The organism is Bosea sp. BIWAKO-01, assembly GCF_001748145.1.
Taxonomy (GTDB): Bacteria; Pseudomonadota; Alphaproteobacteria; order Rhizobiales; family Beijerinckiaceae; genus Allobosea.
In genome coordinates this window covers 4277741-4292423 of sequence record NZ_BCQA01000001.1, presented here as the reverse complement: position 1 = coordinate 4292423, position 14683 = coordinate 4277741, and the positions used below count along the sequence as shown (strand labels likewise).

At 58.8% G+C, this 14683-nt stretch carries 8 protein-coding genes and 1 pseudogene; 4 read left to right on the top strand and 5 right to left on the bottom strand.

Features of this window, described 5'->3' with window-relative positions; genetic code table 11:
* Positions 1-16 precede the first annotated feature (16 nt).
* The 5 genes and pseudogenes from pncB to BIWAKO_RS37370 form a co-directional block, all read right to left on the bottom strand.
* The gene (gene pncB, locus BIWAKO_RS20045) at positions 17-1309 is read right to left on the bottom strand and encodes a nicotinate phosphoribosyltransferase (RefSeq protein WP_069880153.1); all 1293 of its coding nucleotides are present in this window, start codon (positions 1307-1309) and stop codon (positions 17-19) included.
* 732 nt (positions 1310-2041) lie between these two features.
* Positions 2042-3637 (bottom strand): HlyD family type I secretion periplasmic adaptor subunit, encoded by a 1596-nt coding sequence (locus tag BIWAKO_RS20040; RefSeq protein WP_244523495.1) that lies wholly within the window; start codon positions 3635-3637, stop codon positions 2042-2044.
* Positions 3634-5346: a type I secretion system permease/ATPase gene (locus BIWAKO_RS20035; RefSeq protein ID WP_069880152.1), complete on the bottom strand. Its 1713-nt coding sequence runs from the start codon at positions 5344-5346 to the stop codon at positions 3634-3636. The genes BIWAKO_RS20040 and BIWAKO_RS20035 overlap by 4 nt, the downstream gene beginning before the upstream one ends.
* Before the next feature lie 544 nt (positions 5347-5890).
* Positions 5891-7162: a hypothetical protein gene (locus BIWAKO_RS20030; RefSeq protein WP_141740167.1), complete on the bottom strand. Its 1272-nt coding sequence runs from the start codon at positions 7160-7162 to the stop codon at positions 5891-5893.
* Positions 7163-7575: 413 nt separating this feature from the next.
* Positions 7576-7875 (bottom strand): annotated as a pseudogene (locus BIWAKO_RS37370) (DDE-type integrase/transposase/recombinase); the annotation flags it as partial.
* A gap of 1123 nt (positions 7876-8998) precedes the next feature.
* On the opposite strand from BIWAKO_RS37370, the gene BIWAKO_RS20015 reads away from it, so the two are divergent.
* Genes BIWAKO_RS20015 through BIWAKO_RS20000 form a run of 4 tightly spaced genes read left to right on the top strand, consistent with a single transcriptional unit; the run spans position 8999 to position 14634 of the window.
* Complete coding sequence (locus BIWAKO_RS20015) at positions 8999-10258, top strand: tyrosine-type recombinase/integrase (RefSeq protein WP_069880148.1); 1260 nt, start codon at positions 8999-9001, stop codon at positions 10256-10258.
* The gene (locus tag BIWAKO_RS20010) at positions 10255-12171 is read left to right on the top strand and encodes a hypothetical protein (protein ID WP_141740166.1); all 1917 of its coding nucleotides are present in this window, start codon (positions 10255-10257) and stop codon (positions 12169-12171) included. Before BIWAKO_RS20015 ends, BIWAKO_RS20010 begins: the two co-directional genes overlap by 4 nt.
* Positions 12168-14150 (top strand): site-specific integrase, encoded by a 1983-nt coding sequence (locus BIWAKO_RS20005; RefSeq protein ID WP_141740165.1) that lies wholly within the window; start codon positions 12168-12170, stop codon positions 14148-14150. Before BIWAKO_RS20010 ends, BIWAKO_RS20005 begins: the two co-directional genes overlap by 4 nt.
* On the top strand, positions 14143-14634 hold the full coding sequence (locus BIWAKO_RS20000; RefSeq protein WP_069880145.1) for a hypothetical protein: 492 nt from the start codon (positions 14143-14145) through the stop codon (positions 14632-14634). Before BIWAKO_RS20005 ends, BIWAKO_RS20000 begins: the two co-directional genes overlap by 8 nt.
* Positions 14635-14683: the final 49 nt, after the last annotated feature.

Sequence of the window (14683 nt, the reverse complement as noted above, 5' to 3'; positions counted from 1 at the left end):
CGGCACTCGTTTCGCACTATTGCGAAGATTTGGCGTGCGCCCCGAACACCCGCCGATAGCGCCCGACTTCGCCTGGCTCGCCCGAAGCCTTGTCGGGATTGTCGGAGAGCTTCACCGCCGGTTGACCATTGACCCGCGTCACCTTGCAGACCAGCGACATCGGGTCGAGCGCGCGCGAACCGTCCGGCGAGCATCCGACGAGGTCGTTGGTGAGATCGGTGCCCCAGCCGAAGGCCATACGCACCTTTCCATCGAAATGCTGGTAGACGCGTTCGATCGCGGCGACGTCGAGCCCATCCGAGAAAACCAGCAGCTTTTCGCGCGGATCGCGCCCCTTCTCGCGCCACCAGGCGATGATCTGCTCGCCGGCGGCAATCGGCGGGGCACTATCGGGACGGAACCCTGTCCAGTCCGCAACCCAGTCGGGCGCACGCCGCAGGAAATCGGTGGATCCGAAGGCGTCGGGCAATGCGATCAGAAGATTGCCGCCATAGACCTTGCTCCATTCCTCGAGCACACGGTAGGGCGCAGCCAGCATCGCCTCGTCGCTGTCTGCCAGCGCCGCGAGCACCATCGGCAGCTCATGCGCGTTGGTGCCGATCGCCTCGAGATCATTGTCCATGGCGAGCAGCACATTCGAGGTGCCCGTGAAGCGTGCGCCGAGCCCCTCCTTCAGCGCCTCGACGCACCAGCGCTGCCAGAGATGTCCATGGCGGCGCCGCGTGCCGAAATCCGAGAGGCGCAGCTCCGGCAATTGCTGCAGACGCTCGACCTTCGCCCACATCTTCGCTTTGGCGCGCGCATAGAGCACATCGAGCGAGAAGCGCTTCTGACCAACCATCACCCGGCGCGCGCGCAACTCGTTGATGATCGCCAGCGCCGGCACCTCCCACATCGTGCTGTGCGTCCAGGGGCCGCTGAAATGCAGTTCGTACTGGCCGTCCACCCGCCTGAGCTCGTATTCCGGCAACTGGAACTCGGCGAGCCAGGCAAGGAAATCCGGCGAGAACATCTGCGTCCTGCCGTAGAAGCTGTTGCCCGCGAGCCAGATCAATTCCTTCTTGCTGAAGCGCAAACCGCGGGCATGATCGAGCTGCGCCCTGAGCTCGTTCTCATCGACAAGATCGGCAAGCCGGATATGGCGGGACCGGTTGATCAGCGAGAAGGTGACCCGCACATCCGGATGAAAGCTCCGGATCATCTGCAGCATCAGCAGCTTGTAGAAATCCGTATCGAGCAGGCTGCGAATGATCGGGTCGAGCCGCCAGCCGTGATTGTAGGTTCTCGTCGCGATATCGGTCAGGGTCATGCGGCGCGCGTGTCCGTGCGGCTGAAGGGCCGAAAACAACTAGGCGAGATCGCGAGCCTTGAACATCCACCCGAATTCGCGTCGGGGGCGAGCGGCGTGCAGGGCAAACTCCGGCCGCAGGCAAACGCTCTGCAGGCGAATGGTGATCCCGCAGAAGCCGAACGCCGCGGCCGCGCCGTCCCCGTGCTGACGCAAGTCTCGTAGAAGGCGGACCTGCTGGTGGCAGGGCAATGTGCGGCATCATGACTGAAGGGCACCACCAGACATGGCGGGCAGCCAGTCGATGAGGCAGGCTGGTCAGCGCAGGCCGGCGGGCGTCCGCCCCTCGGCCAGTTCCTAATAGTGCTTCGCGTAATAGCCCGAGGACGAATAGACCGACTGGCATTCAAGCCAGTACATGGATTGAATTGTCCGATTGACCGGAATTGCGCAGACAGGGGCAAGCTGCGCCGCTCTCTCTTGCGTCACCTGGCAGCCCGACAACACAATCCCGCCGGCGATCAGCAGGCATGCCCGTTGAACCGTTCCCATCGTCCTGGCTCCTGTTGCGAGCTATGTTCGACAGCTTCGCCGCCAACAGATCCAATTCATCCGGTTACCCGGCAGCGCGCTCTCGATAGCCATATGAGCGCGATGCTATGATCTAGCGCAAGTCCAGCCCGATCAGCGTACCCTTGCCATGCTTAAGCGCTCTTGGAAAAAGAGAAGCTTTCCGAACAATCCTGCCCCGTCTCAGCGCTCGATAAAGGCACGGTGCAACTGGTCGGAGATCGGCTTCAGCAGGTAGCTCATCATGGTGCGGCTCCCTGTCTGCATGAAGACCTCCGCCGGCATTCCCGAAACGAGCGTCGAGCCGACCAACCGGCGACGTTCGTCGCTGGGAAGGGCGACCCTCACCGTGAAGAACGACGCATTGGTCTGCTGGTCACGGCTGATGTCGGGAGAAACATAGGATACCACACCCGTGAGCTGCGGCGTCACACGTTGGTTGAAGGCGGAAAAGCGGATGAACGCTTTCTGACCCGACCGCACCTGGTCGATGTCGTTGGGCTGGAGCCGCGCCTCGACCTGCAGATCGTCGGAATCCGGCACGACTTCCATGACCGTGTCGCCAGCGCGGACGACACCGCCGATCGTGTGCGCAGCAAGCTGGTGAATGACGCCAGACGTCGGTGCACGAATATCGATCCGGTCGAGGAGGTCTCGCGCGGAAACGCCGCGCTCTACGAGCTCGGCCTCCTTGCCCCTGGCTTCGCCGAGTTCCTTCACGACATCGGTCCGAAAGTCCTGATCGATCCGGACGATCTGAAGCTGTGCCTCGCCGATCTTTGCTTTTGTCTCGGCGATGGCGGAGATCAGTTGACCCCGCTCGCCCTCGATACGCGCGGACTCTCGCTGCAGGGTCGTAAATCGCGTCAGTGGCACAAGCTTCTTGTCATACAGCGTCTTGATTCCGGAGAGTTCGCCCGCGATCAATTCCAGCTGGCTTGCCTTGGACTTGAGCTGGGCATCGAGGCCTGAAATCTCTTCGCCGAGTTGCGCGACACGGCTCTGCAGCAAGTCCTTCTGGCTTTGACGCGCATTCGCGCGAGCCTTGAACAGTGACTCTTCCGATGCCAGAAGCGCGCTGACCCCGGTCTCCGCCAAACGCGCGGCCATCTCGGGCGGAGTTTCGATCTGCGCTTGGCCGTCGCGCTCGGCCATCAGCCGTGCAATCCGAACCCGGAATTCATCAAGCTGCTTGCTCACAACCTGGAGACTCGCCCGCGCCTGGGTTGCATCCAGTTGCAGCAGCAGATCGCCAGCGTTCACCCGCATGCCATTCTGGACCGGAATCTGCGCGACAATTCCGCCGGTCGGATGCTGGATCGCCTTGACGTTCGATTGAACGACCAGATTGCCGGGAACGGAGACCGCGCCGGCCAGCGGCATCAATGCACTCCACGCACCGATCGAGACTCCGCCGGCGATCAAAACCCGAAGGCCAATCCTGAGTTCGCGGTTGAACGCGCGTTCGACCCGCGACGCCAGAGTATCATTCCGGGCATCCGCCGTGTCAGCCAGACGGTCGCGCGTGACCAGGAACGCTGCGCCAGCCGTCACCCCGGCGCGGCACCTGCCGATCAACCGGCCAATCGCCGGCCTGGCCGCAGCGTCGCTTGCCGTGGGCGGAACAGTCGATTGGGGAGTATCGTTATTCATCGGGTGCCGTTGAAATCCATTGGCCGACCCGACATCTGCCGGCGCAGGCGCCAACGTCTTCGGGTCGACAGGTGCGATGAGCGGACTCAGACGCGCGACATGCTGCGTGGGGTCACTGCGGTTCACGACGGAACGACCTCGGCAACCTGTGTCCGGCCGATTTGGTTCACGCTTGAGGCTGGCGCAGATCGGCGCGTTGCCGCGGTCTTCTCTGTGCGAGCGCGCGAAAAAATCTCGTCGCGGGGGCCGAATGCAACCGTCTTGCCCTCGTAGAGGACCATCGCCATGTCCAATTCGGAGAGCGCGCTGGGACGATGCGAGATGACGATGACAATGGATCCGTTGCGACGCAGGATCTGAATGGCGCGCGCCAATGCGCCTTCCCCCTCCGCATCGAGATTGGCATTGGGCTCATCGAGCACGACGAGGAACGGATCACCGAAGACCGCGCGCGCCAATCCGATCCTCTGGCGCTGTCCCGCCGAAAGCGACATGCCGCCTTCGCCGATTCGCGTCGAATATCCCTCCGGCAGGCGCAAGATGATCTCATGCACCCCCGCGATCTGCGCGGCCTTCAAGATGGCGTCGGACGTCGCCTGATCTTCAAATCGGCAGATGTTCTCTGCGACGGTGCCGTCGAACAGGGCCACCTCCTGCGGGAGATAGCCGACATGACGTCCCAAATCCTCGTTGCGCCACTGATCGATCGCCGCGCCGTCAAGCCGCACCGCGCCATTGCTCGCCGGCCAAATTCCCACCAGGGCCTTCGACAGCGAGGTTTTTCCCGATGCGCTCGCGCCCAGAAGCGCCAACCCCGTGCCCGCCGTGAGCGAAAATGAAATATGCGAGACGATCACGTGATCCGTGCCCGGTGCGGTGACGGCGAGGCCCTGAACCAGAAGTTCGCGGCAAGGGCGCGGCAGCACCACCGGTGGCGCCGCAGGTGCCGCGGTCACCTTGAGGATTTCGCGCAAGCGAACAATGCTCTGACGCGCGGCGACAAGTTGTTTCCAGCTGCCAAGTGCGACTTCGACGGGGGCAAGTGCCCGCCCCATCATGATCGACGAGGCAATCATGATGCCCCCCGACGCCTTGTCGGTCACGACGAGATAGGCGCCGATACCCAGCATCCCCGATTGCAGCACGTAGCGGAGAACCTTCGCAGCCGATCCAAGATTGGCATAGACGTCGCTGGCCCGGGCATTCTCGCGCAGACAGCGTTCATTGGCCTGCGACCAACGCGCCGTGAACCGGTCCAGCATTCCAAGCGCCCGGATCACTTCGGCATTTTGCCGGGTCGCATCCGCGAGGACCTGGCGCTGCGCGCTGCTGTCCATGGCGGCCCTGGCTGCGCCGCGCGATACGCGCTCGGTCAACACTGTCATCGCAATGATGGCAACGGTCCCCAGCACGGCCGTGATGCCAATCGCCGGGTGGAACAGAAACAAGGCGATGATGAAGATCGGGATCCACGGCATGTCCAGGAACGCCGTCGGCCCCATGCCCGACATGAACGCCCGGATCTGGTCCAGATCGCGGAGTGGCTGCTGCATCAATATGGGCTTCACGCCCCGCAGAGGAAGCGTAGCGAGCGCGGTGTGGATCGCTTCCTGCAGGCCGACATCGAACAGCGTTCCGATGCGGGAGAGCATGCGCGAGCGCAGCGCGTCCGCATAGCCCTGAACGAGGTAGGCCAGGAGAACCACGAGCGAAAGACCAAGCAAGGTCGCGATGTTGCGGCTCGGGATCACCCGATCATAAACCTGCAGCATGTAGAGTGAACCAGACAGCATCAGCAGGTTGATCACACCGCTGAAGACGGCGATTCCAGTCATGCGGCGCGCACTGGCCCGCAACCCAAGTGATACGGGATCATCAGATGCCGGTACCGAGCGACCGCCAGACATCGTGCCGGATCGAAATATCTCTGGTCCGTAGCTTTGAGCGAGACTCATGCCGCTTCTGCGCCTTTTCGTCCGGCCGATCCGTGTCGGCGATCACATGTGCTTGACGGGCGGTACCGCCCATTTTCCGGCAAGACTGCGCCAGTTCCCGTCGAGCCGGGTGGCGTGATTAAGCGATCACCATGAGCGAGACATAGGAGCCGGCTCGGGCAATCCAGGCAGGTCGGCTAAGGCAGGCTTCTGCCTGAACGCGGCCTGTTGGCCGCGTTCAGGGGAGACCGGGACGGACACGCCGAACCACCAGTCCTTCCAGGCGAAGGTGGCTTTGGCGGCGTTGAAAGGCGACAGGACGCTTTCGGAGTTTCGGCCGCGCTCAACGCGATCGTTCAGTCATCGCATTCCGGCCATGTCGATCGGCCGAGTCGGCTTCCAACGCCATGGATGAACCAGGAGCTGGAAGCCTGCCCGCGCGACGTCATCCCCACATGTGATGGAAATGGTGTGCCGTATCGACAATCGGCGCATGGTGCACGTCGGCCGTCGCGTGATCATGTGACGAAGTCGGGGCCGCGTCAGCGACGGTACCCCCAGGCGTCGGTTTCGGGTCAGTGGCTGCGGTCGCGGGCGCAGGGACCGCCGTCGACAGCACCTCGGCCACTGTCAGACCATCCGGGTTGAAATGGCCGCCGGTGATCGGAATGTTATTGCCGCCCACGTCTGCGGCATTGTCGTGGATGACCTCGGCAGCTGCCGTGACCAGGGCTGCGTCGCCGGTCTTGAGCCCTTTGATCATCGCATCGACTTCGGCCCCGAGCGTGCTGCTCGGTGTCAATTCATTGTCGAAGCGTGCCCCGAAGATTCCGCCCTGCACCAGATCGAACTTGGTTGCGTTCTTCTCGAAGGCTTGAAACTCGTTGATCAGGGCATTGATCGCATGCGTATCGCCCGATCCTACGAGTTGTTCTGCCCGCTGGCCCAGCGAGTTGCCCTGAGCGATGAAGTTTGCCCAGAAATTCGTTTGAGCGGCGTTGTCCTGATATCTCGGGGTTGGATTGAGGGCGTCAGGAAATTGGGAAAAGCCCGATACGCCCCCTTGGCTGGCCATACCAGCCAGATTTGCATCGCCCTGGATGATATCGATCATGTCCAGAATATTGTCGTTGCTACCCCGGCCGGCGTCCGGGTTGACGCCAGCCTGGTTGATATAGGTGAGTTCGAGCTGCGCCTGCCTCATGACGGTGTCGGCATGAATGCCGGTGAGACCCTCGAACTGCGTGGGCTGCGTGTCGATCAAATGCTTGAGGCCGCTGACGACGGCGTTCATGTCATTTGTGATGATCGCCTTGTTGTCTGAATTGACGCCGCCGAGAATGCGATTGGCCGCATCGTTGAAGATGACCCCGATCTCGGCCAGGGTGGCATGAGGCGCTGTCGCGGCAGTCACGTCGTCGGGCAGCGTCGCCGGTGCGGCGAGAAATCCGGTCGCGCCATTCTGTGTCGCCAAGGTCGAAAGCGTGTGATCGTTATTGACGATGTCGAGGATGTCGAGATGGCTTGCACGCAACGCGGTCTCGGCATTTGCGACGCTGCCGAATGATCCGCCGCCATTCACGGATGCTGTCGCTGCCGAAAGCGCGGTCGTGATGTCGGACAAGACCGTCTGGATATGCGTGAGCGTGTCCCCGGAAAACTGACCTGCCTTTATCTCGGACTGGAGACCGCTCTCCACCGCTTTGAGGTCGTCCACATATCGCACCACGCTGCCATGGCCTTGGCCGCCTTCCTCGACTGCGTTTTGCCAGAGGCCACCAACCAGCGCGCGGGTCGCGTCGTTGAGCGTGGCGCCGAGATCCGAAAACTCCGGAGCCGATGAGGTTGGGGTGTGGGGGGAGTGGCCGTCTCGGGTGGTTGGTGGGGATTGTGATCAACGTGCTGGTGATGATTGTCGTGTCGTTGATGCGGATCATGCGCAAAGCGAGTCAATGCGGTCTTCCCTCTTTCTGAGTGCCGTGAGTGATGGCCACGGGGGGAGCGTCGTGTGCCAAAACGGTACGAGGCAGCCGGAAGATTGTTTACCTTCATGGCGTCAATCGGCCGAGACCGAGGCTAATCTGCGCAGAGGCAAAGGCGATTGGTCGACGACATTGTGGCGATCCAGTTCAGATACCGGCCGATCGAGGCCCGAGCCTCGGACACGCTGGCGTAGGCGCTCAGATAGACCTCCTCATCTTTCACCGATCACCAAGGCATCAGGTTTGCCATGGCGAGCCATCGCTTCTTCGACCGTCCCGATGTAGAACGCGACGTCTATAGTGATCGACAACCGCCAGGCCAGAACCCGGCGGCTGAACCAATCGACTACAGCCGTCAGGTAGACGGAGCCGAGCGCCATGGGGATGTAGGTGATGTCCATCGCCAGCCCCGATTTGGCCGCGTGACCGGCAGCTTGCGCAGAAGCCAGTTCCGGCCCCCGCTTCGAGGTGTTCGGCCGGCGATAGGGCTCTCGATCCCCCTTGAAGGGGCTGCCGGCGCCTTCAGCTCCGAGGCGAAATCCGAGGCTGCCACAAGCTGCCCCGGCCATTGCGAGATCTGATTGCCGTGGGCGTCAAACTGCTGCGCCAGTTCCGGATGCGTCTTCTCGCCTTCCGGCGCGGCCTACGCCACCTTCGCCTTGAGAACCGATATGCGCTTCCGGCGCGTCCGACTGGTCATGGTCTTCCCTGCTCAAGGCCATCATACCGCATTCGGGCTGAGGCGAGAGTGTTGGAGCGGGTGAAGGGAATCGAACCCTCGTATTCAGCTTGGAAGGCAGTAATGCGCCCGGCACACGTTCAAGTGGCCAATTTTAGGACGCATTCGAGCAATTGAACGTTCCGACGCGCAAGTCGTTCGGTCGGTGCCCCTCTCCGACACCAGCCCCTTACGTCGGTCGGACTTACTCGGCGGCCTGTCCAGTGCTCGGCAGGCTGCCACTCGGTGTATCGTGTAGTGATGCGTCAACGCGGCCCCGGCCTCGATTCTCATCGTCCACGTTGGGTGCCATGCGCGCCGAGGATAAGGCGTCGCGGCGACTGGAAGCGCCCGATAGAACGCAGCGGATCTGGGGGGCGCATCACCGGTGCTGCTTCGCGTGCGGTGGCTGCGGCTCCCGCAACGCCACAGCCGAAAACGCGCCTCTGCTTCGCACGTCGCGGCGCCCCCCTCACGAGAAGATGTTCGCGACCACCGAGCGCGACGGGTCGGCCAAGTTCGGCCGGTCGATCACGGCGCAAGGATTCAATCCTCAAAAGATTACAATTCAAGGATTCGACGTAAAGGATTCGATAGCTCAATCCCTAATCTCACGATAACCAGTTGTGACTCCAGTTCAAGGCGAATCCTTGTCAAGGCCGAATCGTACTTCATAAAAATAATCTACGATTTATGCGCTATATACTTGACGCCGCCGCCGACATGTTTTTATCCGGTTCAGCATGTCCAGCAGCGCAAGGGAGGCTCGCGGTGGCCAGCGGAGCAACGCTTGATCAGGTGGTGAGCGTTTCAGGATGCGCGGACTTCACAGTTCGGCGCGCGGAGGCTCGGCATGGCCATGGCAGCGTCTAGGCAGGCAGTTCGCACTGTGTTCGTTGTCAGCCAAGAAGCAATCAAGGAGGGCATTCCGCCGGGGCTCGAAGGTGCGCCGTTTATTGTCAATGAGACTGGAGAGTTCGACGAGCGATTGAACGAGTATCTTTGGGCGCGCCGGAACGGCGACTGGTCGCCGGCAACCCCGGTGCCAGGAAGAGACTTAGAGGTGTACGGCCGAGAGGTCCTTCGCGCGCAGCTCAACTACCTTCGGAGCCGAGCGTATCAACTCGATGTCCTGCGCAGGTGGCTGTTGCTTGAGGGCTTGGATTATCGCGAAGTCGACCAAGCCACTCTCGAACTCTACGGCGACGATCTGGAAGCTGGCCTCACCTCTAAAAAGCAGGGCCTCCAGCCTTCCTCAGTCAACCAATACCTCCTCTCGGCCATCGACTTTCTCAATTTCGGTTCTCAGAGAGGCTGGCGTGGTCGTCTTGTCCTAGAGCGATCGAAGAAGGGCCGGCGATTCCGCCGCTCGAGAAGGTCCGGCGACAAAGGGGAACTCCTGGTTATGCGCCGGTGCAACCCGGAGCAGATCGAGGTCTGGTACGATGAGAAGGAGATCGATGCATTTTGTGGCGAATTCGAAACCGCCCCTGGAACGTTGGCTGCTCGCTTAATCCATCGAATGGGATTGCGCATCGCTGAGGTCCTAGCTCTGACCGTAAGGTCGTTTCCGTCTCTCGAAGAGTTCCACAAAGATCGAGCGCGCCGGTTCGTGACGGTCACTGGAAAATTCGGGAAGTCTCGCCCAGTGCCGATCGACGAGAGTATCGTCAGGGCGGTTGAGCGCTTCAAGGAGTTCGATCGAAAGTTCTACGAGGCGCGGCTAGCGACCCCGACCGATGCGCTTTTGATCGGCGACAGCATCGAGGGAACCGCGCCCATGCAGCCTCGGTATCTCCAGAAGCAATTTGCTCGAGCACGGCATGCTGCCGGATATTCGGCCCTGTCGCCACACGTCCTGAGACATCACTTCGCCGCGCACTTTTTGCTGAGAGAGTGGAAGCAGAAGGCGAGGATTCTCTCGATGCACCCTCATGCGTTCAACATCTCTTCAGGAGAGGCGATACTTTCAGCCGAATTGCTTCGGCTTCAAAGCGCACTCGGTCATGAGAGCATTGAGACAACGGTAAAATACCTACGTGGCGTCGCATACCTGATGGGCTCTGAGATACCTCAGCAGTACAGCGACGAACTCGACGGAGAGGCCGCGTGAACTGGATCGTTTCCGGCCGCACCTCCGATCCGGTGACTCGAAAGACGGCGAAATGGACCTTCACAATCGAACCGTTGGCGGTCGGATCGGACTTCGCCGGTAGCACCTACCGCGGTCGTCCCCAATTGGCTGCGCGCATCAAGGAGGGCTTTCAACGCAGCGTGAGGCAGACCACGCTGTTGTCCGCGATGGCCCTTCGCACTTGCTTGACGCATTTCTGGCGCTTTCTGGACGATCAAGAGCGATTGTCGGAGCTGATGCACGGCGCCAAAGCCGTAAAGATCGATGACCTCACTTGGGAGGAGCTTGAGGCGATCTGGCGGCATTTTATCAACTGGCTAAAATCTATTTCAGCTAGTGAAATGGCTCAAAGCTATAAATATAAGATAAACTGGCTAGTTCATTCCGTGTTTATTCAAGCTTTCGAGCTTGATTACGACCATGGCAACACGCGGAAAGCTGTACTTAATATATATATTTATTTCAAATACTCAGCCAGTGAGATGTATGACATTGAACATGTCGAATTTGACGATGCGAAATGGGCATTCCGACATCTCGCTCGTGCTTGGCACGGCATATTACGGCGCATTGATCGCGGAAGAGACCTGGCTTCGCGTGCGGACGAATTCGTCCCTGGAAGTAGCGGTACCTATAGGTGGAACGGCGGGTACTGGAACCACGCAAAAAACCGCCTAGCATACCTGCTCAAGGAGACGCCATTCCGATCTATTGCGCGTGATCCGGGACACCTCATGTCCCAACGCCCAGATCGTCTTCGCCACGATTTGCCGGCCGACCTAGTTTGGGAAGAAGGCTTCTATCAGAACGCGACGATTGATGCGCACGTCGCGTGCGTATTTCTTCGCGCTCCCGAAATCGCGGTTGCTCTCGCAATGGTAAGCATGAAGACCGGCCTGAATGTGGACACCATCGCGCGCATGCCTGTCGATAGATGGTTCACGCCCGACCTCTTCTCTCCGGAGAAGCGAGTGATCCTTTTCGGTCCGAAGCGGGACGGTGAGCGGATCGTCCGGGCATCGTCTTCGCGGACGAAGCACACCGATGCCTACAGAATTATCCAGCGAGTGATCGAGATACAGGCCCCGTTACGAAGCCGGATGAAAGAAGTGGCGGCACTCACCGGTGATGGGGATATGGCGCGGCGAGCGGAACTGATCTGGGTATACCCAACTCAGTTTGGCATAAGGGACATCCTTCCCGGAAAAAGCAAGGACACTATTCACGGGTGGCTTGACGCATTCTTTGACGCAATTGCGGCTAAAGAAAAAAGGCCTCCATTCCGATATAGGCTGTCAGATGGCCGTGATATTTGGGCATTGTTTGTTTATTTTCGCAGCGGATTCAACCATATTCTTACGATGCAGGCCTTGGGTCACTCGACGATTGCTTCTCTTCTTCATTATCTTGAAAAGAAATCTGTTATAATAGAAGATAAAAAGAAACAAATTGATCTACAGAACCGAATAATATTAGATCTCAAAGTAGGAAAGTTCTCTCCAGCCAGTCACAGACCTGAGAGACTGCATAAATCGACATCAGGACTGCTGTGCAGTGAGCCAACAAAACCCGACAAGGATGCCGATCCGGGCAATCCGGGTGGTCGAATCTGCTTGGCCCAACGCTGCTTCGCTTGCAGCAGGTGGTATGCGACGAAAGAAAGCTTAGTTATGTTGTCTCGAGTTATTATGGACCTGGAACGTCTACGCAGTGATATTGCTTTGTCTCTTTGGGAGACGAGCGACTATCCAGTGATGTTGGCTTTATATCTGCATATTCGCAATAAATTTCATCACTCTTTGGTAGCTAAATCAATCGAGGAGGCCCGCCATCTGCCGGTCATAGTCCAAACGGGCATGTTCGCTGGTTTCGCCCGGGAGACGCGGCAATGATCCCGCCGCCCGGCTTACTGTTATGGTGGAGCGATCTCGCAGCATCCGGTTGGCAAGGTGCAAAGCTCGAAGCCAGGACGCTCTATCCGATGCCCGGAGATGCTCGTTTCGATCAAGACGAATTGTTCGTGGATCTTCCGCTATTCCCGACGCCAGAGGGCGGCGCAATCCACGTGCGTGACGATCTGTGGGAAACCCCGATCGCGTGGCATCGTGAATATGAGACAAGGCCGACACATACTCTAAAGCATAAATTTCACATAAAAGGCGATTACAGTGAAGTCGACGTCCAAGAAATAAAAATAAACATCAAAAGATGTATGTATTTAGAGTTTTTTTCTCACGTAAAGCCGCTGTCTATATCAACTTTGAGGATAAGGAGGCAATTTTACACAAGATTAGGCCACTTCTCCCTTTCTGAAGGGAGAAAATTTTCAGAGTTGCTATATGTTGATCTTATTAGATTCATTGAAAAATTACCTAAAAACCTACGCAAGTCGGTTCCACCTGTATACAAGACACTGCGGCTCTGGAAAGCTCTTGCGCCTGAGAGCTACCGCATGTTTGAACCGCCCCCGTCTCTTCAATCCGTGGGCGTGGATGATACCGAGGGAATTGAGCAGCTTCATGATGGCCTCGACGTCTCTGCGATTCGAGATGGCAACCGAGATGCTGAAGACGACCGCAAGTGGCAGCCTTTCCCCGACAAGTTCGTTGCAGCCGCGGGAGAGTTTTGCTTGCGGGTGCTCGAAGGCGTTCGGCCGATCGTAAATAGCGTTCTTCGAGAGCTTCGCGCGCTACCAAGATCGCCAACTCCCGATGACGTCGCTGTCATCGCGAAGGCGAGGTCGTGGCCGGATGGCTTCTATGCCGGCTCATCCAAGGATCTCATCGCGCTCGCAAACCTATGCCAGACCGCGACGATCTTCATCTTGTCCCTGCTGCTCGGGCCACGCTGGGAGGAGGTAGCCGCTCTGCCGAGGCGTAAGTTCCTTGTCAGTCGTCGAACGCAAGGAAAGCTCGATAGCTTCATAAACGGAAATACATTTAAGCTCTCGAACTCATTCTCCGGCTCAAAAAGAGACTGGCCTATCAGCCCTGAATTGAGAAGAATTATTATCGGCCAACTGGCTTACATAAGAGTTTCTGAAGATCACGAATTTCGCTTTTTCTTACGCAAATGCAACACTCTATTCGATGGAGGAGAGCCGAAAAGGCAAATTGCGCAAACTCTTGTTAGATTTGCAGCTAAGAATGGGTTCTCGGACCTCCTCGACGGCACATCGTGTCACCACCACAGATTCAGAAAGACTACCGCGCGGCTAATCGTGATCGCTCTCCACGGCGGGCCCTCGATTCTGAGAAGGCTTTTCGGGCACGAGAACCTTGCGATGACGTTGCGGTACATTCTTGCAAACGACGGTATCCTCGAAGAGCTCCGCGAGCTCGCCGAGGAGGAGCAGAGACAGATCGCCATCGCTTACGTCGAAAGGGCCGAGGAATTGCGCGGGGGTGGCGCCAATCAATTTCAGGTCGCCATATCGCGACTGGCTGAAAATCTCGACGTAATTGTGCCGACAGGCAAACGCGATCAGGCCAGGCTAACGGCCGAAGACATTGTCGACCGGCTTACAAGCGGACCCGATGGCTTTGCCATCAAGCAACTCCTGCCTGGGTTGGTCGCATGCTGTAAGCCAATCGGTGAGGCTGGGGCCTGCGCGAGCGAAAACGAGCTACCAAATATCGCAAAATGCAAGCTCGACTGCGCCTGGCATCTGGAGATGCCCGAGTTCCTTGAGCAAGCACGAATCAACGTATCCGACGCGCTGTCGCACATGCGGAAGGCAGAGCCTGGAAGTTTGATCTGGAGCCATTACTCGCGGGTCGTGCGAGAGAAGCTTAATGCTTTTCCGGAACTGCTCGACGAATTCGCTGAAGATCCGATCGTTTCCGAGCTGCTGGAGGTCGCTGATGGGTAAAACGGCGGCGGACACGGACCGCGACATGCGCCGAGCGATGGCGGTTTTCAAGGCGCGGGTACTGGACGCCAAGAATTTCGATCCCGCTACGGCGACCTACCTATACGAGGGAACGATAACCGAAACTGCCATCCGGAAGATCGCTGGAGTCAAATCCAGAGGTACTTTGCGGCCGAAATACCACGAAGAACTTAGGGGCGAGCTGCGAGCTCTCGTCCGGGAACTTAAGATTCAGACAGGAAAAATCTCAGCCGAAGATTCGGTTGATGGCGACGAGGCCGCGCCTGAGAAAAAGAATGTCTCTGAAATCTCGAGATCGGAGCGCTTGGCTCAAACCATCGCTGCATTGTCGTTCAGGATAATGGTTATGGAGCGCGAGATAGCGAGCTTGAGAGCCGGAGACGGCGCCAAGACCGATAACGTGGCGCATTTGATGAGTAAGCGGCGCATGCGTGAAGGGAAGAATAATGGTCGAATCCGATAATGCACCTGAGAAAAGGGACCTCAAGGAGCCTGAGGTCGGGAAGCTTGTG